Consider the following 23440-nt stretch of genomic DNA (forward strand, 5'->3'; position numbering starts at 1 on the left):
GCCGCTAATCCTGGTATTCAGGCCGGATGCGCTGCAGCATCCGGAGGAGGGGGGGCCAGTGTTTGTGGCGCGACGGGCGGTCAAGGCGATCGAACTGGCGGCCGACCTTCTCGGCCACGGCCTCCGGCGGAATCACCAATGGCATGCCTCCGGCCAGCGCGGCGATCTGCGCCTGGCAAGCGCGCTCAAGGTAGAACATGGCATCGAATGCGTCCGGCACGGTCGCGCCACAGACGAGCAGGCCGTGGTTGCGCAGGATCATCGCACTGTGCGGGCCGAGGTCCGCGACCAGCCGTTGCTGCTCGTCCATATCCAGCGCCACGCCTTCGTAGTCGTGGTAGGCGATGCGCTGGTGAAAGCGCATCGCGTGCTGGGAGATCATGAGCAGGCCCGCTTGCTGCGCGGACACGGCAATGCCGGCGGCCGTGTGCGTGTGCATGACGCAGGCGGCGTCATGCCGGGCGCGATGGATGGCGCTGTGGATGACAAAGCCGGCGGGGTTGATGCCCAGGCCGGTTTGATCGACAAGGATCTCGCCGTCGATGTTCACCTTGACCAGGTTCGATGCGGTGATCTCGTCGAACGTCAGGCCATAGGCGTTGATCAGGAAGTGGGGCTCGGCGCCGGGGACGCGGGCCGAGATATGCGTGTAGATGTGGTCGGTCATGCGCATGGCGACCGCCAGGTTGTAGGCGGCGGCCAGGTCAAGCCGCACCGCCCATTCCTCGGCTGAAACCTGCTCCTTTATCGATGCCCCGGTCACGGCGCCTTCTCCTGTCTCTGGTTTTTTTGATTGATGGCGCCGGTCATGTGCCGCGCCTTTCAACCGGAGTATAGGTTTTCCCGCCGCCGGAAACTAAGAAAACGTTTTGATGGAAACGCATAAATTCCGTCGATGCGTCGGCCGTGCGCGGATGCATGAGAAACCTTGATGAATACGCATAAAAACGTTTAGCTGGTGCGGTGAAATGCTGCTTCCTATACTCGTTTTCTTAAACAGGATGTGCGCTCGGCCCCCGCCGGGACGCCCTTGAAAACGAGAAACACGGGAGGCTGGATGGACGCTGTAGGAAATCGCACGATCAAGGATTTGCTCGATGAGCAGGCGCTGTGCCACGGGCATCGGGTGGCGATTGTGCACGAGTACCAGAATGGCGACATCAGTCAGCTGAGCTTCATTCAATTGCGCGAGAGCGCCCTGAGCTACGCGGCGGGCCTGCAGGCCCAGGGCGTGCAGCCAGGCGACCGCGTCTTCGTATTCATGGGCAATACGGCGGAGTACGTGCCCCTGTGGATGGGCCTGATGCTGGCAGGCGCCGTGATCGTGGCGGGCAACATCTACTTGACCGCGCCGGAAGTGGCCTACCAGCTTGCGCACTGCCAGCCGGTCCTGGCGCTGGTCGAGCCTTCGCACGAGGCGCTGGTGCGCGAGGTCTGCGCCGGCATGGAACATGCGCCGGACATCGTGGCCGTGGGGCGCGGGAGCTTGCGGCCGGACGGCCTGCACGACGCGCTGGCGGCAGCGCCCGAGAACTTTCATGCGCCTGAGCTGGGCAGCGACGATCTGGCGCAGATCCTGTACACCTCGGGCACATCGGCGCGGCCGAAAGGCGTGATGCTTACGCAGGCCAATCTGCTCTGGTGCGGCCAGGCGGGGGCAGCCAATAGCGGGCTGTCCCGCGCGGACCGGGTCTTCAACAACAAGCCGCTGTTTCACGCGAACTGCCAGGAGACGGTACTGTCCTGCCTGACGGCGGGCGCCACCGCGGTGATCGGCGAACGCTATAGCGCGTCGCGTTACCTGCGTCAGCTGATAGAGCATCGCATCACGGTATGCAGTCTGTCCGGCATGCTGTGCCGCACCTTGCTGAACCAGCCCCCCACGCCATTCGATACGGCGCACCAGGTCCGGTACGCGGGCTACGCCATCAACATATCGGTGCCCGAGATCGAGGCGTTCATCGAGCGCTTCCGGATTCCGCTGCGCAATGGCTACGGACAGTCCGAATCCATGCTCTACATCACCTTGCAGCCGCACGCGTCGCCCTCCGCCTATCCGTCCATCGGACGCCCGACGCCGGACCGCGAAGTGTTCGTGGTGGACGACGACAACCAGCCGGTGGGCGTCGGAGAGGTGGGCGAGATCGTCGTGCGGGGCCAGCCCGGGCGGACGCTGACCTTGGGCTACTTCCAGGATCCGGGCGCGACGCAGGCCGTGTTCGAAGGCGGCTGGCTGCATACGGGAGACCTGGGCTACCAAGACGCCAAGGGCAACTTCTTTTTCTTCGGCAGGAAGAAGGAAGTGATCAAGCGGGCCGGCGAGAACATCTCCGCGGCGGAGGTGGAAGAGACACTGATGGGCCACCCGGACGTGCGCGACGTGGCCGTGGTGGGCATTCCCGACCCGATCCGGGATCAGGCGGTAAAGGCCTTCGTCGTCCTGCACGGCGAGCGCGAGGAAGACGCCGCCGCCATCCGGGCGTACTGCGCCGAAAGGCTGGCGTACTTCAAGGTGCCGGAGCACGTGGAATTCATGGCGGAACTGCCGCGCAATGCGAGCGGGAAGGTGCTCAAGCGGGCGCTGCTCGATGCCTGAGGCGCCCGGGAAGGGCGCACCGGGCTAGGCCTGGCGCGTGGCGGCCTTGCCCAGCCGCGTCAGGGCCTGCACGACCTGCTGGACCACGGCCTGGCCTTGATTGCGGTGGGTGGCGATGGTGAACTCAAGCGTCAGCGGCGGCAGGTCCGGGTCCACCAGGACCAGCGTGCCGGCCTTCACCTGTTCGGCCACCATCATTTCAGGGAGCTGGGCAATTCCCCCGCCCGCCTCGACGACATCGATCAGGCTGTTCAAACGATTGCAGCTGCAGATATTGTCGAGGTTGGCGCCCATTTCGCGCAGCTCGTCTTGCGCGGGACCGAAGAACCCGGACGGGCGGGAGACGCACCAGAGGGGCTCGGTCTGCAATAGCGATTGCATGGGGCGCGGCTGGCCCTGGGCGTCGGTCAGCAGCCGCGACGAGATCATCCAGGACATGCGGGTCGTGCCCAGCGAGGTGCAGTTGAACTGGTCATCGCGCAGATGATTGGCCACGATGGCGATGTCCAGCGCGCCAGACGTCAGGTGCTCCTGCAGCTTGACCGCAAGGTCCAGTTCGATCTCGTAGGAGACGCGCGGCAAGGCGCGGCGCAGCTCGGGAACCACGCGCGAGAACCAGGTCATGGAGATCTCGCCCATGCCGATGCGGACCGTGCCGGCCGCATTGGTGACGGCTTCGGCGTCGGTGAAGGCGTCTTCCACCGCCAGCAGCAAAGGTTCGACGCGTTCGGCGAAGCGGCGCGCGGGCACCGTCAATTCCAGCCGGCGGCCCCGCTTTTCAAACAGCGGAAACCCCAGCGCCTGCTCCAGTTCCTTCATGCGCGCCGACACGGCCGGCTGCGAAGTGTGCAGCCGTTCGGCCGCGGCGCGGAAGCTGCCCAGCTTTGCGATCAGGCACAGGGTTTCGGCATTAACCAGATTCGGACGGGGCATGGGTAGGGGGGATGACTGTCGCGGCTATGTTATAGGAAAGGGCTGGGCCGCTGGTCACGCCAGGACTTGCGCCGGCAGATAGAAGCAGTAGCCGCTGTTGCGCAGCGTCTTGACCGGCAGGGTCTGGCCGCTGGCGGTTTCGACGCGCCGGCGCAGCCGCCGCATTTGCGTATCCAGGCGGCGCTGATCGTATTCCAGATAATCGGCGCCCAGGGCTTCGATGATCTCCCGGCGGCTGATGTTCTCGCCAGGGCGGCTCATCAGGCAGCGCAGCACCATCAGGTCTTGCTGCGACAACGGCACGGCCGGCGCGTTCGGAATGTGCAGCCGCCGCGGGCCTGCTTCCAGGCGCCAGGCGGCGGGCGGATCTTCCTGGGGCGGACGTTGCAGGCCCAGGCGCCGCGCCAGGGCCGCCAGCGTGGCGGCCAGCTCGTCCAGGTCGCAGCCCTTGCCCAGATAATGGTCGGCGCCCATCCCCAGGCCCGCGATCTTGTCCGGACCGGTGTGGCGCGCGCTGAACACCACGATGCCGACCTGCTGGCCATCCCGGCGCAGGCGCTGGATCAGGTCCAGGCCGCAACCGTCGGGCAGGCCGATGTCGATGACGGCAAGGTGATGGCGGCTGGCGTCGAAGTGCTGGTCGAATTCTCCGAGGCTGGATACGCACAGCGGCGCGTAGCCCAGCTCTTCCAGAAACTCGCCAAGTTCCTGGCGCAGGACGGGTTCGTCTTCCAGCAGGATCACGTCAGGCATGCAATGCCTCTGAGGATGCCGCCGGGGGGCTGGTGTAATCTGCCTGGTTGCACTGGAAATGCGACTTGATGAAACGGAAATATTACCCCACGGCGGGTGCGTGGCTGGCGCTGCTGGCCTGCCTGCTTGCAGCCGTGCTGGCGGTGGCCGGGCAGGCACGTGCCGAACCCCTGCGTCTTGACGGGCAGGATCGCGTGGAGGATGCCGGCGGCCATCTGGAGCGCCTGGATGATCCGGACGGCGGGCTGGATGCCGACGGCGCCGCCGACGCCCGCGGCTGGACGCCGCTGCCCGGAAATCTGAGCGCCGGCTTCACGCCGGCGACGGTCTGGCTGCGGCTGCCGCTGCGGGTCGGCCAGATTCCGCAGGGTGGCTGGATGCTGCGCCTGAGCAATTCGCTGCTGGATGATGTGCGCGTGTACGTCAGCCGCGGCAGCGGCTGGGCGCCGCTGGGGCGCAGCGGCGAGGACCTGGCGCGCCGCGACTGGCCGGTGGACTATCGCAGTCCGGTCATTCCATTCAATCCCTCGCACCCGGGCGACTACGTCATCCTGGTGCGCCTGCAGAGCAAGAATGCGCTCGCGACGCGCGTGGAGGTCTGGCAGCGTCTGGCTTTTGACAACCAGTCGCGCCGCGAAGGGCTGCTGTTCGGCTTGTACTTTGGCTTTTACTTGCTGCTGATCTGCGCGCATGCCGCCTTCTGGCTGGTCACGCGCGCGCCGATGAGCGGCCTGTTCCTGGCTTATATCGGCAACTGCGTGTTCAACGAAGTCTTGTCGCTGGGGCTGGTGCAGCAACTCACGGGTCTGCCCGTGGGCTGGAGCGATCGCCTGCTGGGCGTCGGCATCGCCATGAGCCTGCCTATCGCCTTGCGCATCGCGTTCCACCAGCTGAACCTTGTGGCGCTTTACCCGCGCGCGGTGCGTGGGCTGGAGGCGCTGTTCTGGGGGATTGCCGTCGCCTGCGCGACGCTGGTCGTGACGGGGAATTACGCCTGGGGCATGCAGCCGGTCCAGGCGCTGGCCCTGCTGCTGATCGTCGGCTTTTCCACGCTGGCGGCCTTCCTGCTGAAAAGAGGCTGGCGGCCGGCGCGCTTTTTCGCGCTGGCCTTTGGCGTGTTCTATGCGAGCGTGCTGATCGCCTTTCTGCGCAACCTGGGCGTCTTTCCCGTCAACGCGTTCACGGAATATGTCTCCACGCTGGGCACGATGTTGCACATGTTGCTGCTGAGCCTGTTCATCGTGGGGCGCTACGAACGGCAACGCCGCATCCGGGAGCTGCAGCAGGCCAATCTGGCGGCGGACCTGGCGCGGCAGCACAGCCATCGGCTGGAGCGGGAAGTTGCTTTGCGCACGGCCGAAATGCAGAGCGAGATCGAACGCCGGGTGGAACTGGAAGGCGAACTGCGCACCTCGCTGGACAAGGAGCGGCAGGTGTTTGTGGAGCAGCGCGAGTTCGTGGCCATGGTGTCGCACGAATTCCGCACGCCGCTGGCCATCATCACCACATCGGCGCAGCAACTGGGTCGCAACCTTGCCGCGCCGGTCGAGAAAAGCCTGGCGCGCTGCGGCAACATTCGCGACGCCGCCATGCGTCTGCTGGCGCTGGTGGACGAATACCTGACCGATGACCGCATGCGCGAGCCGCGGGCGGCGCTGCGCATGTCCCAATGCGATGTGCCGGCGCTGCTGGCGGACCTGGACCGGGAGTTCCCGCCCGGGCGCATCCGCCACGACTACGGTCCGGGCGAGCACGTGCTGGACTGCGACGCGGGAATGCTGCGCATCGCGTTGCGCAATCTGCTGGCCAACGCGGACCGGCACTGCGCCGAGGGCGGGGCGGTGCGCGTGGAGGTGCGCGAGGACGGCGGCATGCTGCGCATCGCGGTGGCCAACCCGGGCAGCCTCATCCCGCCGGCCGAGCAGGAGCGGCTGTTTCAGAAATACTATCGGGGACAAAACGCGCTGCGCCATCCGGGCGCCGGCCTGGGCCTGTATCTGGTCAGTTCCATCGCCGAGCGACTGGGTGGGACGGTGCTGCTTGAATCCGCGGGCGGCGAAGAACCGGTGTGCTTTTGCCTGACCCTGCCGCGACGCCGAGAGAGCTGATCGGCCGCGGGCTGCGTCACCGTTTTGAGTTGCGGGTCGTCGATTATGGGCAATTGTTGCGTTAAAGCATCTACTTGTATCTTTGTCGGTTTGTTGTCACGAGTTGAAGGGTTTAATAAAATCCGGCTTCATCGTTCTTTATGGCGTCAATTTTCGGATTATGGCGCCGGTTTACAAATTGCTTAGATTTGCTCAGGTTTGATTTTGCAAGGATCAGTATATTTCCGACACGAAATTTACATGGTCACTACAAAATGTCTCGCCGCTTTCCGCTTACTCGTCTTGCCGTCCTGCTTAGCCTGAGTTTTTCCCCCTTGACCGCTCCGTCCGCATTTGCGGTGGGCAGCGACTTCATTCAAGACGGTAATCTGAGCCTCGGCCTTCCGGTGGTGGGCGACATCACCAATACCGGCGGCTACACGTCCATCAGCCTCATCAACCATGCGCATCGCGCCGGCGACATCATCAACGATGGCCGTTTGTGGAATGAGTCCAGCACGGGTTCCGGCATCGAGATAGACGGTTCGCAGGTGTTCGGTTCGATCAGGAACCTGGTCGGCAGCCAGTTGAGCGGAACGAATGCCATCCGCATTGTGAACGCCAGCACTGTGAGCGGCGACATTTTGAACGATGGCCGTATCACGGGAAGCTATGGCACTGGCGTGGGCCTGGAAGTCTCCGGCGGCAGCTTGGTCGGGGGACGCATCGTCAACACGGGTGTGCTCCAGTACGGCCTCGTGGTGAACGACGCCATGGTGGCTGGCGGCATCCTGAACACCGGCACCATCGACCGCAAGAGCGACGATGTGGCGCTGGACGTCGCGGGGGCAGTGGGCGCGATGACCATCACCAACACCGGCACGATCGCCGGCGACGTGAAGCTCGGCGTGTCCACCCTGAACTTCGATGGCGGCGACATCACGGGCGCCATCACGGGCAGCGGCGGCACGCTGAACGTCAACGCCGATTTCGCCCCGTCTGCGAAGATCACCGTCCAGCAAGTGAATGTCGCCGCTGGCAAGACGCTGACCCTCTCCAAGAAGGAAGTGAAGGGCCTGATGTCGATCGGCGGCACGCTGGCGGGGTCGGGCGACGTGGGTCCGACCACGCTGCTCGCGGGCTCGACCTTGTCGCCCGGCACGGCCAAGGCGCCGGTTGGCGCCCTGACGGTGAACGGTGACCTGACTTTCAATGCGGACTCGACCTACCGTGTCGACGCCACGCACGACGGCAAGAGCGACAGCGTGCACGCCATGGGCGTGGCCAATCTCGCGGGCTCGGTGCTCCACGTCGGTTCGGGCGGATCCTATGCCGCGGCGACCAGCTACACCATCGTGACCGCGGACGGCGGCCTGAACGGCAAGTTCGACAGCCTGTCCAGCAACCTGGCGTACCTGGATCCCAAGCTGGCTTACCAGGGCAAGGACGTGGTGCTGACCGTCAACCTGAAGTCGGTTCCGGTCGACCCCGTTATCCCGCCCGTGGACAACGGCGGCGGCACCGGCAGCACGGGCGGCTCCGGCTCCGGCTCCGGGGGCGGAACCCGTCCGATCGAGTTTTCGGACCTGGCCGTGACCGGCAACCAGCGTTCGGCCGCGAAGGCGGTCCAAACCCTGCCCACGACCAGCTCGCTGTACTCGCGTGTGCTCAACCTGCCTGAAGGCGCCCCGGCCGGTGTGTTCGCCGACCTGGCGGGCGAATCGTTCGGCAGCAGCGTGACGGCGATGCAGAACGTCAGCAACAACGTGGCCAGCCTGCCGACGGCGCAACTGCGCGCCAACATGAGCGCCGGCTGGCTGCCCGGCCCGGCCACGGCCCAAGTGGGCCGCGGTGATGCCTCCACGCTGCCGCGTTCCGCGGCGCAGCCGATGTGGGCGCAGGTCTTCGGCAACTGGCGCACCATGGACGGCAACGACAACGTGGCCAGGACCAAGGAAACCGACGCTGGCGTGTTCCTGGGCGGCGACCATGGCATTGGCAATGGCTGGCGACTGGGCGGCGCGTTCGGCTACACCGACAGCCGCATCACCGTCGACGACCGCTCCGCGAAGTCCGATGTGAACAGCTACAGCGCGATCATCTATGGCGGCAAGGCCTTCGAGGCCGGCCAGGGCAAGATCAACGTGACCGCCGGCCTGGCCTACACGTGGCACGACATCAGCAGCAAGCGCAACATCAACGCCGCTGGCGAGCGCCAGGAGCTCAAGGCCGACTACAGCGCGAGCACCGGCCAGATCTTTACCGATGTAGGCTATGCGATTCCGTTGACCGACCGCATCACGCTTGAGCCGTTTGTCGGTGCCGACTTCAGTGACCTGCGCACCCGCGGCTTCTCGGAGTCGGGCGGCGACGCGGCGCTTAGCGGCAAGAGCAGCACCAATCACGTGGGCACGACCACGCTGGGCCTGCGCGCGCAGACCACCTTCGACGTGAAGGAAACGGCCGGCCGCCTGCGCGGCATGCTGGGATGGCGCCACGCCTACGGCGACGTCAACCCGGAAGCCAAGATGTCGTTCGATGGCAGCCAGCCCTTCACCGTGGCGGGCACGCCGCTGGCGCGCGACGCGGCGGTCATGGAAGTGGGCGTGGACCTGGCGATGAGCAAGAACGCCACCCTCGGCCTGGCCTACTCCGGGCAGTTCGGCGACGGCAACCGCCAGAACACGGGCACCGTGAACGTGAGCTGGCGCTTCTAAGTTCCAGGCTGGGCGCACGCATCCGGGCGCACGAGAAAAGCTGGCCGCCTCTGGCGCCAGCTTTTTTTTCGCCCTGCGGCCTTGCCTGTTCATCCGTGAAATACAGGATGTCCGTGGGCAAGCCGCTTGGATAAACTGTCCGGCCACCCCTATAACGAGAACGCCATGAGACAGTTTCTACCCGCCCTGGGCGCCGCCCTTGTGTTGACGCTGGGCGCCAATACCGCGTCCGCCCAGCAGTCTCCGCCCCGCGACCCCTTCTTCTGGCTGGGCGAGATCAACAAGGCCACCGCGGTCATCAACACCGACGAAGGGCTGCTGGACAAGTCCATGGCGCCGCGCCTGGCGGCCGGCGTGGCCAAGGTGATCAGCGACGGCAACCAGCCGGGCGCCAAGCGGCCGGCCAGCGTCATCACCTTCGAACCGCTGCTGATCAAGGCGGCGGGCGAGGACATCACCCTGCTGCACGCGGGCCGCTCCAGCCAGGACATGCACGCCACCTACCGCAGCGCGATCCTGCGCGACAAGCTGCTGGAACTGGCCGACCAGCTGAACGCCACGTCCACCACGCTGGTGGAACTGGCAGCCAAGCACGCTGGCACCATCGTGCCGAACTACACCAACGGCGTGGCCGCGCAGCCCAACAGCTACGGGCACTACCTGCTGGGGCAGGCGGCGGGCCTGGCGCGCGATGCCCAGCGCATACGCGAAGCCTATGTCCGCATCGACCGCTCTCCCATGGGCACCACGGTGCTGAACGGCACCAGCTGGCCGCTGGACCGCAAGCGCATGGCGCAATACCTGGGATTCGCCGCGCTGGTCGACAACGCCTACGACGCTTCGCAGATCTCGTCGATGGACCAGCCCGTCGAAGTCGCCTCCATCGTGACCAGCATCGCGCTGCGCACCGGCAACTTCGTGGAAGACGTCATGACCCAGTACGCGCAGTCGCGCCCCTGGATCCTGCTGGAAGAGGGCGGCGGCAATACCTACGTGTCCAGCGCCATGCCGCAAAAGCGCAATCCCGGCCTGCTCAACGACACCCGCAGCGACGCGTCGACCGCGGTGACGCTGGCCATGGGCCCGGTTCTGCAAACGCACAACATCACGCCGGGCATGAGCGATCCCAAGGACGTGAAGCAGAATTCGGCGATGGTCGACAGCGGCATCTCCGCGCTCAAGCGCTGGGATCGCGTGCTCAAGGCCATGGTCATCAGCCCCGACCGCGCGCTGGAAGAGCTGAACAGCGACTGGACCGCGTCACAGGAACTGGCCGACGTGTTGATGCACAAGTACAAGCTGCCGTTCCGCGCCGGACACCATTTCGCCTCGGAAGTCGTGTCCTACGCCAAGTCCAACAACATCAAGCCGCTGGACTTTCCCTATGACCAGGCGCGCCGCATCTACGCGGACGCCATGAAGGGATCGAAGTACCCCGCCGACCTGCCGATGAGCGTAGCGGAGTTCCGTTCGACCCTGGACCCGGTGGCCATCGTGAAGAACCGCGCCACCAGCGGCGGCCCCCAGCCGGCGGAAATGGACCGCATGCTGAAGGACGCGCGCGCGCAGCTGGCGTCGCAGGACAAGTGGATCAAGGAGCGCCGCGCGCACATCCGCGATTCGCTGGCCGAGCTGGACAAGAAGTTCGACGCCCTGGTGGCCAGCGCGCCGAAGCAATAGGACCGGCCGTGGCCGTGGTCCGGGTCGGGACCACGGCTAATCCGAGGCCTGCTTGCCGCAGGCCTGCAGGACACAGCCGCGCAGCCAGCGATGCGCGGCATCGCCGTCCATTCTTGGATGCCAGAGCATCGACACGATGAAGGGCGCCATCGGAAAGGGCAGGGCAAAGCTGCGCATGCCTTCCCGCATGGCCCCGGTGTGCCGTTCAGGCACCGTGGCGATCAGGTCCGATTCGCGGGCCAGCGCCAGCGCCGCCGAAAAGCCGCCGACGATGGTGGCGATGTCGCGTTCGCGCCCCAGCGGCTTCAGGGCCTCGTCCATGGGGCCCGATTCCAGGCCGCGGCGCGATACCAGGATGTGCCGGCCGGCCGCGTAGCGCGCCAGGGTGACGTTGCCCCCGCTTAGCGGATGGCCCGCGCGCATGACGCCGATAAAGCGGTCTTGGAACAGCGCGCGGGTCCGCAGTTCGGGGCTGGCGGATTCGCCCACCACGCCCGTCTCCAGGTCCACGGCGCCCTCGCGCAGCGGCCCGCTGTCCTTGTCCGTTTTCTGCACGAATCGCAGCCGCAGGCCGGGCGCTTGCGCGCCGATCCGGGCCAGCAGCGCGGGGCCGAAGTTCTCCGCGAAACCGTCGCTCGCGCGCAGCGTGAACGTGCGCACGATCCGCGCCGGATCAAGATGCTCCGCCGGACGCAGCACCGCTTGCGCGTCACGCACCAGCACGCCGACCCGGTCGCGCAGTTCCAGCGCCCGGGGAGTGGGGACCAGGCCGCGCCCGGCGCGCACCAGCAGCGGATCGCCCGTGGTTTCCCGCAGGCGCGCCAGCGCGCGGCTCATGGCCGAGGGGCTGAGGCGCAGGCGCCAGGCGGCGCGCGCCACGCTGCCTTCCGCAAGCAGCGCGTCCAGGGTGATCAGCAGATTGAGATCGGGCATGGTCATGCGGCAAACGTAGCATGCCCGTGGCGCGGGGGAAAGAATGACATGGCGCCGCATGCATGTATTCAGTGCAAATGCTGCGTCTTCCGCTAGTCGTGCATCGGCCCTACGCTGGGTCTTGTCTTCCCTTGCTGGACTGGATCATGCCCGTTTCCGATGTTTCCCCCTTGCCTTCCCGGCCGCGCCGGGCCCTTTTGGCCTGCCTGTCCCTGGCGATGCTGTTGTCGTCGCTGGGCACCAGCATCGCCAACGTCGGCCTGCCGACGCTGGCGCAGGCTTTCGGCGTTTCCTTCCAGGCGGTGCAGTGGGTGGTGCTGGCCTATCTGCTTGCCATCACGACCGCGGTCGTCAGCGCCGGCCGGCTGGGCGATCTGATCGGCCGGCGGCGCCTGATGCTGGCGGGGCTGGCGCTGTTCACCGCCGCGTCGGTCTTGTGCGGCGCGGCGCCTGGCCTCTGGGTCCTGGTGGCCGCGCGCGCCGTGCAAGGGCTGGGCGCCGCCGTACTGATGGCGCTGACCATGGCGTTTGCGGGCGAGGCGGTGCCGAAGGACCGGGTGGGAAGCGCCATGGGCCTGCTGGGCGCGATGTCGGCGGCCGGCACCGCGCTGGGGCCGACGTTGGGCGGCGCACTGATCGCGGGGGCGGGATGGCGGGCGATCTTCCTGGTCAACCTGCCGCTGGGCATGCTGGCGTTCTGGCTGGCCTGGCGCCATCTGCCCGCGGATCGGCGGCGTGGCACGCAAGAGCCGGTCCGCTTCGACGGCCTGGGAAGTGCGCTGCTGGCGCTGTCCCTGGCGGCCTACGCCCTGTCCATGACGCTGGGGCGGGGCAGTTTCGGCCTGCTCAATGGCGCCCTGCTGGCGGCGGCGGCGGGCGGCGCGGGCTTGTTCATGTGGGTCGAGTTCAGGACCGCGCATCCGCTGATCCGGCCGGCCATGTTTGGCAATGCCGCGCTGGCGGGAGGCTTCGCGGCCAGCGCGCTGGTCGCCACGGTGATGATGGCGACCTTGGTGGTGGGCCCCTTCTACCTGGCGGGCGCGTTGGGGCTGGACGCCCCGCAAGTCGGGATGGCGATGTCTTGCGGTCCGCTGGTGGCCGCCCTGGCTGGCGTGCCCGCCGGCCGTTGCGTGGATCGCTTCGGCGCCCGGCCCATGACGCTGGCCGCCTTGTTGGCGATGGCGGCCGCGTCGGCCATGCTGCCGATGGCGTCCGCGGCGTTGGGCGTGGCGGGCTATGTGGCGCCGCTGGCCGTGGTCACCGCGGGCTATGCGCTGTTCCAGGCGGCCAACAACACGGTTGTGATGGGGAGCATGGGCGGCGGCGAGCGCGGCGCCGTGTCGGGCCTGCTGAACCTGTCGCGCAATCTGGGCCTGATCACCGGCGCGTCGGCGATGGGCGCGGTGTTCGCGGCCGGCGCCGGGACGGCGGAACTGGCGAGCGCGCCGCCCGAGGCGCTTGCGGCGGGGCTGCGCGCGGTATTCGCGACGGCCGCGGCGCTGATCCTGCTGGCCGCGGCCGTGGCGGCGGCCAGCAGGACGAAGCCGGCCGCCGTCCGGCCTTAGGCCTATTCCGCCTTCAGGCCCGCCTGCGCGATCAGCGGCTGCCACTTCAGGCGCTCGCTGCGGGCGAACGTCGCCAGTTCCTCGGGCGTGCCCCCGCCGGGTTCATGGCCCAGGTCCAGCAGCTTTTGCCTGACTTCCGGGCGGGCAAGAATCGCCGCAAGCGCGTCATTCAGCTTCTTCACGACCGCCGGGGGCGTGCCCTTTGGGGCGTACAGCCCGTTCCAGGCGATGACCTGGAAGCCGTCCAGGCCTTGCGCCGCCACGGACTTCACGCCGGGCAGCAGGGCGGATTCCTTCAGCGAGGTCACGGCCAGCGCGCGCAGCTTGCCGCCGGTGATGAACGAGCGGGCCGCGCTGACGGTGTCGATGCCGACCTGGACCTGGCCGCCCAGCAGATCCGTGGTGGCGGTGGCCGAGCCCTTGTAGGGGATGCCGCGCAGGCTGCCCACGCCTTGCTGCTTGAGCAGTTCGAAGACCAGCCGCGCGGTGGTGCTGGGCATGCCCACGTTGACGCTGTCGGGCTTGGCCGTGGCCGCGTTGCGCAGGTCGGCCAGGCTGGCATAGGGCGATGCGGGGGTGGTCAGCAGCACCATGGGAAAGGAACTGACCAGCATGATGGGGGCGAAGTCCTTCTCGGGGTCGAAGGAGGTGGACGCATACATGTACTGGTTCAGCACGTGCGTGCCGTTGGTGCCCATCAGCAGCGTATAGCCGTCAGGCGCGGCGCGCGCGGCTTCGGACGCGCCGATGTTGCCGCCCGCCCCGGGCCGGTTTTCAACGATGAAGGGCTGGCCCAGGTCGCGCGCCAGGTACTCGGCAAGATAGCGTCCGGCGACGTCGGTGCCTTGGCCCGCCTGGTAGGGGACGATGATCCTGACGGGTTTGGAGGGATAGCTGTCGGCGGCGGCGGCGGGCTGCGCGAACAGGAGCGGCGCCGCTAGCGCGGCGATCAGGCGTAGTGTCTTCATGGTGGTCTCCTCGATTTTTTATTTGATGGCATTACCTGCGGCTACGGCTTGGAAGGAGGCCAGCGCGGCAAAACACCCTGCTCCCGCAGGGCCGCGATCCGGGTATCGTCGAGGCCGGCCTCCCGGAGGACCTCGTCGGTGTGCTGCGCGTAGGCGGGGGGCAGGCGGTCCACGCGGGCGGGCGCCCGCGACAATCGGACCGGCGTCCCGATGCCGTGATAACCGTCGCGGTCGATGCGCATGCCGCGATGGACGGTGTGCGCCTGTTCGAAGGCTTCAGGCACGCTGTTGACCGGGCCCGCCGGCACGCCCAGCTTCATCAGGTCGCCGCAGACGGCGCCGCGCAGGCGGGACGACAGCGCTTCCTCGATGGCCCCGCGCAAGGCGTCGCGATGTTCCAGGCGCGAGCGGTTGGTGGCGAAGCGCGCGTCCTCCAGCAGCGCCGCCAGGCCAGCGTATTCGCAGAACCGGCGGAACTGGCGGTCGTTCACGATGCCCAGGAAGATGGCCCCGTCCTGGCATGCAAAGCGGTCGTAAGGCGCGATGTTGGGATGCGCGCTGCCCAGCAGGCCAGGGGCGCGCTGCGTGTGCATCCAATTGGCGGCATGCGGCACCAGCAAGCTGAGGGCGGTGTCGAACAGCGTGACTTCCACGCGCTGGCCCTGGCCGGTGCGCGCACGGTGATACAGCGCCAGCAGGATGCCGGATTGCGCGGTGTAGCCGGTCAGGTGGTCCACGATGGGGATGCCGATGCGGGTGGGGCCGCTGGCCGGATCGCCGTTCACGCTCATCAGGCCGCACATGGCCTGCAGGATGGCGTCGTAGCCGGGCAGCCCGCCCAGCGGACCGTCGTCGCCGAAGCCCGAGATGCCGCAATAGATCAACTGGGGAAAACGGTGCTTCAGGTCCGCCTCGTAGTCCAGCCCCCATCTGGCCATCGTGCCCGGGATGAAGTTCTCGATCAGGACGTCGGCGTCGTCCAGCAGGGTCAGCAGGACGTCGCGGCCGGCAGGCTGGGACAGGTCCAGCCCGATGGCGCGCTTGCCGCGGTTGACCGCCGTGAAATAGGCGGCGTCGCCATCGGCGTTGACGGGCGGACCCAGGGCGCGCGTCTCGTCGCCGCCGGGTGGTTCGACCTTGATCACGTCCGCGCCCTGGTCGGCCAGCATTTGGCTGCACAGGGGCCCCGCCAGCACCCGGGACAGATCAATGACGCGCAAGCCCTCCAGCGCGCCCCGGGCGGGGGCGTCGGGGGCGGGTGCAGCATGTTCCGATGAACCAGACATGGTCGACCTCGCTTTGGTCTTGCCCTGCGTTCAGCCGCGGGTGGGCAATTCGACCACGCCCGACCCCAGTACGGATAGTTCGTCGTCCTGGTTGCGCGCTTCCTGTTCGATCTCCACCAGGTGGCGGCCGTTTTCCACATACTTGCGCGTGACGCGGCCCTTGAAGAACAGCATGTCGCCCTCGGGATTATGGCGGCGGATCTTGCAGGTGGACTTGCGCAGGAAGCCGGCGTCGCCCATCCAGTTGGTCAGGTGATGCGTCAGCCACGAGTTGCGTTCCGGGCCGTAGTCGTACGCGCCCGGCGCGCCGACCTCCAGCGCGAATTCCTCTTCCCAGTGCACGCGTTCGGGCACATCGGGAATGCCGAAGCGGTTGGTGATGCCCACGCCGGGGTGCGCGTCGATCAGTTGCCAGGCCAGCTTGTTGGCGCGGATGTACAGACCGCCCCAGCCCTGCGCATAGGCGATGAAGCCGGTCACCGTCATCGGGCCCTTGAACATCACGGGCAGCTCTTCGCCTTCCTTCACGTCTTCCCAGTAGCGGGGCGTGGCGCCGCGCACTTCTTCCTGCGCGTACAGCTTGTAGGCTTCCTTGATTTCCTCGGGGCTGTAGCGGCGCGGCTCGCGGGCCCGCACTTCCTTGTACTTGCTGCCCTGTTCGCGGGCATGGTCGCGTTCGGTCCGGAAGCACCAGCTGTCGGCTTCGGCGACCTTGTCGCCGTCCTGGTTGAAGAAGTCCACGTGATAGATCTGCTGCACCGCGCGGCCGGCGAACCGGGTCTGGTGCTCGATCAGGTTTTTCAGGTGCGCTTCGGTGGAGATGGTGTCGTTGCGCTTGACGGTCTTGTGCCAGGTCCAGTCGGCGCCCGACCACATGGCATGCACGCCGGGCAGGCCGCCCACGTAGCCGGACACGATGCGGCTGGTGGAAAACAGGAAGCTGGGCAGGGCGATGATCCCGCCGTGCTGGGTCTTGGCCGCGTACTCGGGGTCGGACCACAAGGGGTTGTCGTCGCCGATGCCGTGGGCGTAGTGGCGGATGTTGTCGCGCGTGGCTTCGTAGCACCAGGGTTCGGCGGTGGCGCCGATCTTGACGCCGATGCGCTCGCGCAATTCGTCCAGCCCGCGTTCGGTGATCTTCGGGAAGCTTCGTTCGGTTTTGGTCTTGGTCAGCATGATGTCTCCTCGGTGTGGTTAGGCGTGCGCGGCGCCGGCGGGCGTCGTGCTGGCGGTCGCAAGTTCTTGCTCCCGCAGTTTCCTGCGATGGATCTTTCCAGCGGGCGTCTTGGGCAGCTCCGCCACGAACACCACCTGGCGCGGGTATTCGTGCTGGGCCAGCCGGCTGCGCACGGCGTTTTGAATCTCTTCGACGAAGGCGTCGTCGCCGGGGCGGGCGGACACCACGAAGGCCTTGACGACCTGGCCGCGCAAAGCGTCCGGCACGCCGATGGCGGCGGCTTCGGACACGTCGCGATGCTTCAGGATGGCGTCCTCGATTTCGACAGCGCTCATGGTCCAGCCGGCCGAAATGATGACGTCGTCGGCGCGGCCGCCATGCCAGAAGTAGCCGTCCTCATCGACTCGTCCCAAGTCCTTGGTCGCGACCCAGTCGTCGCGGCGCCACAATTTCAGTTCGCCTGTTACGCCGGGGGCGCAGGGCTTGCCGTTGGCATCCTGGACTTCCACGCGCAATCCGGGCACGGGCTTGCCCAGCGACCCGGCCTTGACGGCGAAATCAGGCGCGCCGGGATAGTTGACCAGGCACACCCCGATTTCCGTGGTGCCGTACATGCTGCAAACGGGACGCCCGAAGGTGGCTTCCACGAACGCGGAGGTTTCGCTGTCTATGGGTTCGCCGGTGAAGGACACCTTGTCCAGGCGGTAGCGATATCGATCCGCCACGCCGGAGTTGCGCATCATCCGGTAATGCGTGGCGGCCGCCGAGATGTTGTTGAAACCGTGATCCTGCAGGGCCTGCAGCAGGCGTTCGGCATTGAACTTGCCAGCGTAGGCGCCGATAGTCACGCCCAGCGCCAGCGGCGCCAGCGTGCCGTGCCACAGGCCGTGCCCCCAGGCGGGCGACGAAGGGCACATGAAACGGTCGCCGGGACGCACGCCGGTGCCGTACAGCGCGGCCAGCATCAGCGTGACCAGTGCGCGGTGCGTGTGCTTCACGGCGTCGGGCAGTTCGCGGGTGGTGCCCGAGGTGTACTGGAAGATGGCCAGGTCGTCGGCCCGCGTGCTGCAGTCATAGCGCGACGGGTAGGCGGCCAGCGTGCCCAGGAACGCGTCATCGGCAATGACGATGCGCATATCCGCGCCGCCGGCGGCCAGGGGTGCTTTTTCGGCGTTCGTCACCAGCATGCGGGGCTGGCAGTCCTGGACGCGCAGCCGGATGCCGTCGGGGCCGAACAGGGTGAAGAGCGGCACCGCGATGGCGCCCATCTTCATCGCGCCGAACATGGCCACGTAGAAGGGCAGCGAGGGCTCCAGCATCACCGCCACCCGGTCGCCGGGACGGATGCCCTGCGCGGCGAGGTAATGGGCGAAGCGCGAGGATTCCTCGGCGATCCGCCGGAAGGAGTAGGACTCGTCGCCGCCGGCCGCGCGCACCAGGATGATGGCGGGCTGGTCCTTGCCCGCATGCCGGTCGATGCATTCGTGGGCGATGTTCATCCGCTCGCGATCGCCATCGAACAGCTCCCAGAGCTTGTCGGGGGAGCAGAGCGCCTGGGCGTCCGCATAAGAGGTGGTCTCGGTCAGCTTCGTCATTTCGTCGTACCTGTTTTGGGTCGGCAACCTGTTGAAGCGACTATGCGCGCCGACTTTTAAATTGTCAACTACGTCCATTGATTGTATATATACAATTATATGGCCCGGGCGGCCGGTATCCAGGGCCGCGCGCAAGGTATGCTTGCCGCAATAAAAACGGAGAGCGAGATGAGTGAAACCAGTACCCAGGAACCCACGGCAGCGGCGGGCCCGCGCGTTCGGCCGGTTCCGGCCGTGACGCGGTCGATCGCGATCCTGCGCCTGCTGGGCAGGGGTGGCGAACCGATGACGTTGAAGGCGATTTCGCAGGAACTGGGCATGGTGACCAGCACCTGCCTGCACATCCTCCGGGTGCTGGTGGAAGAGGGGCTGGTGAAGGTCGACGCCGGCACCAAGCGCTACAGCCTGGGCGTGGGCATGCTGACGCTGGCGCGCAGCGTGATCGAAAGCAGCCCGTTCCCCGCCCTGGCGCAGCCGGTGCTGGACAAGATCGCCAGCGCGGCGAACGTCACGGCCATCGGCGTCGAGGTCGCGGGCAGCGACCACATGGTTGTACTGGCGCTGTCGCGTTCCACCGCGCCGTTCCGCCTGCACGTGGATGTGGGCAGCCGGTTCCCCGCGCTGATCAGCGCGACGGGCCGCCTGGTGGCGGCCTTCTCGGATTTTTCGGAGAAGGAACTGGAGCGCCGCTTCAAGAGCTTGCGCTGGGACCAGGCGCCCGAGTTCGCCGAGTGGAAGGCAGACGTGGATGCCGTGCGCCGGCAGGGCTACAGCCTGGACCGCAACAACTACATCAACGGCGTCGTCGTGATCGCGGTGCCGGTGTTCGACAGCCACCAGCGCATGACGCATGCGCTGGTGGCGGCAGGCCTGGCCGAGCAGCTGGACGCGGCGCGCGTCGGCGCGCTGGCCCGGGACCTGCAGGCCGAGGCGAACGCCTTGTCCCAACTGCTGGCAACCCGGAACTGATCCCATGAGCGCGACGCCCACCATCGAATCGCCAGACGCCAACGGATGGCGCCAGAAGTCGCTGCCGGGGTTCGCGGGCCTGATCGGCCCGCTGTGGGTCCGCAAGGAAGCGGACGGCTGGGCCTATGGCCTGCTGGCCACCAGCGATCACCTCAATCCCGCAGGCGTGGTGCACGGCGGCTTGCTGACCGCGCTGCTGGACCATGCGCTCAGCGCCATCGCATGGGAGGCGCTTGCGCGCCGCGCCTGCGTGACGGTGCAGCTGGACACGCACTTTCTGGCGGCGGCGCGCGCGGGGCAGTTCCTGGAGGTGCGCGGGCGCGTCGTGCGCGCGACTTCCAGCCTGGTGTTCATGCAGGGCGAACTGAGCGTGGCCGGGAGCGCGGTGGCGACGGGCGCGGCGGTGCTGAAGGTGCTGGGAGGCGCGGCGCTCGCGCCGTGAATCTTGCGCGGCGTCCCGCCATGCCAGGCCGCCGCGCTGTCTCAGATCATCGACTGCCCGCTGCGCCTGGCGGCGCGGATGTCCTTCCACAGCGTTACGCACAGGAGCGCCAGGATGGCGGCGGATATCGCCGGCCAGATCAGAAAATAAGCGGTCAACCACATATCAATCTCCTAGTGTTTCGGCCCTGGACATTCAAGCCCTGGCCGGTTCGGCGCCGGGGTTGCCCGCCAGCGGTTGTGCGAGGGCTTCCTGCTCGCGATGGAACGAGGTGACGCGCTCGGCCAGCAGGCCGAAGTCGAAGCGATGCGGATTGCGCAGGCTCAAGACCACGCAGACGGTTGCGCTGACGCCGTAGGCGGTGAGCGATCCCATCAGCACGATGTAGTCGCGCAGGGTGCCGACGAAGAACGGCAGCATGACGAGGACCGCGATCCCGCCGATGGCGATGGCGATGCGGCGGCCCAGAAAACCGAACGCCATGAGTCCCAGCACCACGGCGCCGCCGATGGCGGAAAAGACCTCGAAGAAAACGGCCACCGCGCCCTGGATGGGCACCAGCTCGAAGCGCACGATGGTGAACAGGACCACCGCCGACAGCACGGAGCAGACAAAGGCCCGGTTGTCGACGCGGTCCCAGTAGAAGCTGGCGATCACCGGGAAGACGATGGCGCCCCACAGCGCGCCGACGAACACCAGCATGACCAGGATATCCAGGCGCAGGCTCGCGAAAATGACGCCGATCATCGTGGCGATGATCATGGTGGCGCGGCCCCACCACAGCATGCGTCGCGGGTCCGGACGGCCGCGAGCGATGTTCTTGGCGTAGACGTCGGTCATGACGATGGCGGACAGCGCGGCCAGGTCGGAGTCGGCGGTGGACGAGAGCGAGCCCACCACCAGCAGGAAGAACAGCGCAATGCCGAAGGGCGGCAGATAGGTCGAGGCCATCTGCGGGATGATGTTGTTCATGTCGCCGTTGGCGGGTTCCAGTCCGACGAACAGCGCCAGCAGGCCCAGCATGCCCAGGCCGATCACCACGGCGCCGTAGCCGACCGTGGCGGTCAGGAAGGTGGGTTTGATCAGGTCTTCGCGCACGGCGAACAGGCGCTGGGCGATGGTCTGGTTGCCGATCGCGTAGGCCAGCACCGCGACGAAGTAGGGCGCGCCCTGCTCCATGATGGCCTTGGTGGAATAGAAGTCAGCCTGGTCGCTGTTCAGGCGCCACATATTGGCTTGCAGCAGGTCCGGGCCGCCGGCATTGAAGAAGATCAGCGGGATGATGATGACGGCGGCGATGATCATTGCCGCGAGCTGCGCGAAGTCGGTCATCACCGATGTCCGGAAGCCCGACCACAAGGTGTAGGACAGCACGCCGAGTCCGGCAATCAGTACGCCCTGGATGAAGCTGAGCGGGCTGAGTATGGACACCAGCGCGCCCGCCGCGGTGAAGTTCACCATCAGGCTGATGCAGCTGCCCACGATATTCGACACGGCCATGATCATCTGGCTGGATGTGCCGTGGCGCGCATGGATCACTTCGGCCAGCGTGTGGGCCTTGGGGGCCAGTTGCCGGAAGCGTCTGCCGAAGGGATAGATGAAGAGAATCATCAGGGCGCCCCAGAACCCATAGTGCAGCGGGCCCGAGAGTCCGTATTTGAAGCCGGACGTCGCGCTGGCATAGAACGAGGCGGCCCAGATCCAGGTGGCGATCATGCTGGCGGTCGACAGGCCGAAGCCGACCGCGTTGTTCGACACCATGTAGCCGTCGACATTCTCGTTCTTCTCGCCGATGAACAGCGACATCAGGAACGTGGCGCCGTAGAAGCCGGCGAGCAACAGGATGGCGGTGGTCGCCGATAACTGGAAGAAAACTGTCTCTTGCATCTTGTGGGTCCTTACTCCTCGACAGCCATGTCAGGGCCCGGGGGCCGTGGCTGCGTGAGCGCCGTTTCCGCGGGGTGCGATGGGCGGCTAGCCTTCCCATGGCGAGGGCGAAACACCAGTGGATCGCGGACTCCGTGTTTTCGTTTCGAACGCGCGATCGCATGCCTGCCCGGCCGGGCAGGGGATGGCAGCCCGGATCGGACAGACTCAAGACACACCGTATTGGTGCCTTGCTGCGGCATAGGGCCGGGGCGCCGCGGACACGGAGGTCGTTGGCGCTGACGGGCTCAATGCGGTGAGCAGTGATCCTGCCGGATAAGCAGGGTTTTGTTCCGCAGCCGCCGGCCGTGGGGCCTGGGCTGGGTGGTGGTGTTTCGGCGCTGGCGCCGGGCCGCTGTGCGCGGCCGTGTGACGGGTACCCCCGATGACTGGGCATCGGCGGGGTCCGGTGAAGAATTACAACATCTGTTAAGTATAGGGGCAGGCGTGGTCGGAGTCCAGCCTAAGTGCCGGGCGCAAATGTAAATTGCGAGCCTTTGCTCGCGGCTCGCAATTTACGAAACATGCTTGAAACCCGGGAAAAACGAGGCGCCCGCCGCTCAGAACCCCACGCGCGGCACGTGTACGCGGCCTTCCATCAGCACTCGCGCGCTGCGGCTCATGATGGCCTTGGTGACCTTCCATTCGCCGTCCACCAGCTGGGCCTGCGCGCCCACGCGCAAGGTGCCCGACGGATGGCCGAAGCACACGTTGTCGCGTTCCGTGCCGCCGGCGGCCAGGTTGACCAGCGTGCCGGGCACCGCCGCCGCGGTGGCGATGGCGACCGAGGCCGTGCCCATCATGGCGTGATGCAGCTTGCCCATGGACAGGGCGCGCACCAGCACGTCGATGTCGCCGGTTCCGATCTTCTTGCCGCTGGACGACACGTATTCCTTCGGGGGGGCGACGAACGCGACCTTGGGCGTGTGCTGGCGGCTGGCGGCTTCTTCGATGTTCTTGATCAGCCCCATGCGCAGCGCGCCGTGGGCGCGAATGGTCTCGAAGCGCGCCAGCGCCGCGGCGTCGCCGTTGATGTCGTCCTGCAATTCCGCGCCGGTATAGCCCAGGGCCGACGCTTCCAGAAAGATGGTGGGGATGCCGGAGTTGATCATGGTGGCCTTGAAGGTGCCCACGCCCGGCACCTCCAGGTCGTCCACCAGGTTGCCGGTGGGGAACATGGATCCGCCATCGCCTTCCTCGGCCGGGTCCATGAATTCCAGGCGCAGCTCGGCGGCGGGGAAGGTCACGCCGTCCAGTTCGAAGTCGCCGGTCTCCTGCACCGCGCCGCCGGTGACAGGCACATGCGCGATGATGGTCTTCTTGATGTTCGCCTGCCAGATCCGCACGATGGCGATGCCGTCTTGAGGAATGCGGGCCGCGTCGACCAGGCCGTTGGTGATGGCGAACGGGCCGACCGCGGCCGACAGGTTGCCGCAGTTGCCGCTCCAGTCCACGAAAGGCTGGTCGATGGAGACCTGCCCGAACAGATAGTCCACGTCATGGTCCGGACGCGCGCTCTTGCCGACGATGACGGTCTTGCTGGTGCTGGACGTGGCGGCGCCCATGCCGTCGATCTGCTTGCCGTAAGGGTCGGGGCTGCCGATCACGCGCATCAGCAGCGCGTCGCGGGCGGCGCCGGGCACGCGCGCGGATTCGGGCAGGTCGTCCAGCTTGAAGAACACGCCTTTGCTGGTGCCGCCGCGCATGTAGGTGGCGGCAATCTTGGTCTGGGGAGCATGGGCCATGGAACAGTCCTGATGTGTCGGGAGGTGGGCGGCGGGCGCCGGGGCGCCCGCCTGTCTTGACGCGAGGG

At 66.9% G+C, this 23440-nt stretch carries 18 protein-coding genes; 7 read left to right on the top strand and 11 right to left on the bottom strand.

The genetic code is table 11. From position 1 onward, the window contains the following. Positions 1-4 precede the first annotated feature (4 nt). Complete coding sequence (locus HLG70_RS25090) at positions 5-763, bottom strand: class II aldolase/adducin family protein (protein WP_171662896.1); 759 nt, start codon at positions 761-763, stop codon at positions 5-7. 294 nt (positions 764-1057) lie between these two features. Between HLG70_RS25090 and HLG70_RS25095 the strand changes: the two genes are divergently transcribed. Next, a complete protein-coding gene (locus tag HLG70_RS25095) occupies positions 1058-2596 on the top strand; it encodes an AMP-binding protein (RefSeq protein WP_171662895.1) in 1539 nt (512 codons plus the stop codon). A 24-nt stretch (positions 2597-2620) separates the two neighbouring features. Here the strand turns inward: HLG70_RS25095 and HLG70_RS25100 are convergent, their stop codons facing one another. Then, positions 2621-3529, bottom strand: a complete 909-nt coding sequence (locus HLG70_RS25100) for a LysR family transcriptional regulator (protein WP_171662894.1) — start codon at positions 3527-3529, stop codon at positions 2621-2623. Positions 3530-3583: 54 nt separating this feature from the next. Continuing rightward, the gene (locus HLG70_RS25105) at positions 3584-4282 is read right to left on the bottom strand and encodes a response regulator transcription factor (RefSeq protein ID WP_171662893.1); all 699 of its coding nucleotides are present in this window, start codon (positions 4280-4282) and stop codon (positions 3584-3586) included. 68 nt (positions 4283-4350) lie between these two features. Here HLG70_RS25105 and HLG70_RS25110 point away from each other — a divergent pair, with 68 nt between their 5' ends. The 3 genes from HLG70_RS25110 (at position 4351) to HLG70_RS25120 (ending at position 10766) form a co-directional block, all read left to right on the top strand. Further along, the gene (locus tag HLG70_RS25110) at positions 4351-6390 is read left to right on the top strand and encodes a sensor histidine kinase (RefSeq protein WP_171662892.1); all 2040 of its coding nucleotides are present in this window, start codon (positions 4351-4353) and stop codon (positions 6388-6390) included. Positions 6391-6704: 314 nt separating this feature from the next. Beyond that, complete coding sequence (locus HLG70_RS25115; RefSeq protein WP_171662891.1) at positions 6705-9086, top strand: autotransporter outer membrane beta-barrel domain-containing protein; 2382 nt, start codon at positions 6705-6707, stop codon at positions 9084-9086. 165 nt (positions 9087-9251) lie between these two features. After that, entirely contained in the window at positions 9252-10766 is a 1515-nt protein-coding gene (locus tag HLG70_RS25120; protein WP_171662890.1) for an argininosuccinate lyase, read from the top strand. Positions 10767-10802: 36 nt separating this feature from the next. On the opposite strand, the gene HLG70_RS25125 is transcribed toward HLG70_RS25120, so the two are convergent. Next, a complete protein-coding gene (locus HLG70_RS25125) occupies positions 10803-11705 on the bottom strand; it encodes a LysR family transcriptional regulator (RefSeq protein ID WP_171662889.1) in 903 nt (300 codons plus the stop codon). A gap of 140 nt (positions 11706-11845) precedes the next feature. Here HLG70_RS25125 and HLG70_RS25130 point away from each other — a divergent pair, with 140 nt between their 5' ends. After that, positions 11846-13264, top strand: coding sequence for an MFS transporter (locus tag HLG70_RS25130; RefSeq protein WP_171662888.1), 1419 nt, complete (start codon positions 11846-11848; stop codon positions 13262-13264). A gap of 2 nt (positions 13265-13266) precedes the next feature. On the opposite strand, the gene HLG70_RS25135 is transcribed toward HLG70_RS25130, so the two are convergent. Genes HLG70_RS25135 through HLG70_RS25150 form a run of 4 tightly spaced genes read right to left on the bottom strand, consistent with a single transcriptional unit; the run spans position 13267 to position 18290 of the window. Continuing rightward, entirely contained in the window at positions 13267-14232 is a 966-nt protein-coding gene (locus tag HLG70_RS25135) for a Bug family tripartite tricarboxylate transporter substrate binding protein (protein ID WP_171662887.1), read from the bottom strand. A 41-nt stretch (positions 14233-14273) separates the two neighbouring features. Beyond that, a complete protein-coding gene (locus HLG70_RS25140; protein ID WP_171662886.1) occupies positions 14274-15518 on the bottom strand; it encodes a CaiB/BaiF CoA transferase family protein in 1245 nt (414 codons plus the stop codon). Positions 15519-15548: 30 nt separating this feature from the next. Next, complete coding sequence (locus HLG70_RS25145) at positions 15549-16694, bottom strand: FAS1-like dehydratase domain-containing protein (protein WP_171662885.1); 1146 nt, start codon at positions 16692-16694, stop codon at positions 15549-15551. Between the two features lie 18 nt (positions 16695-16712). Further along, on the bottom strand, positions 16713-18290 hold the full coding sequence (locus tag HLG70_RS25150; protein ID WP_171662884.1) for an acyl-CoA synthetase: 1578 nt from the start codon (positions 18288-18290) through the stop codon (positions 16713-16715). A gap of 168 nt (positions 18291-18458) precedes the next feature. Between HLG70_RS25150 and HLG70_RS25155 the strand changes: the two genes are divergently transcribed. After that, a complete protein-coding gene (locus HLG70_RS25155; RefSeq protein WP_171662883.1) occupies positions 18459-19259 on the top strand; it encodes an IclR family transcriptional regulator in 801 nt (266 codons plus the stop codon). A 4-nt stretch (positions 19260-19263) separates the two neighbouring features. After that, on the top strand, positions 19264-19701 hold the full coding sequence (locus HLG70_RS25160; protein ID WP_171662882.1) for a PaaI family thioesterase: 438 nt from the start codon (positions 19264-19266) through the stop codon (positions 19699-19701). A gap of 41 nt (positions 19702-19742) precedes the next feature. Here the strand turns inward: HLG70_RS25160 and HLG70_RS25165 are convergent, their stop codons facing one another. From HLG70_RS25165 to prpF, 3 genes are all read right to left on the bottom strand, one after another. After that, positions 19743-19865 (bottom strand): putative transporter small subunit, encoded by a 123-nt coding sequence (locus tag HLG70_RS25165; protein ID WP_213697135.1) that lies wholly within the window; start codon positions 19863-19865, stop codon positions 19743-19745. A 31-nt stretch (positions 19866-19896) separates the two neighbouring features. After that, positions 19897-21588, bottom strand: coding sequence for a sodium:solute symporter family protein (locus HLG70_RS25170; protein WP_171662881.1), 1692 nt, complete (start codon positions 21586-21588; stop codon positions 19897-19899). Between the two features lie 599 nt (positions 21589-22187). Then, a complete protein-coding gene (gene prpF, locus HLG70_RS25175) occupies positions 22188-23372 on the bottom strand; it encodes a 2-methylaconitate cis-trans isomerase PrpF (RefSeq protein ID WP_171662880.1) in 1185 nt (394 codons plus the stop codon). Between the last annotated feature and the right edge of the window lie 68 nt (positions 23373-23440).

The sequence above is a fragment of the Achromobacter deleyi genome, assembly GCF_013116765.2.
GTDB classification, from domain to species: domain Bacteria; phylum Pseudomonadota; class Gammaproteobacteria; order Burkholderiales; family Burkholderiaceae_B; genus Achromobacter; species Achromobacter deleyi_A.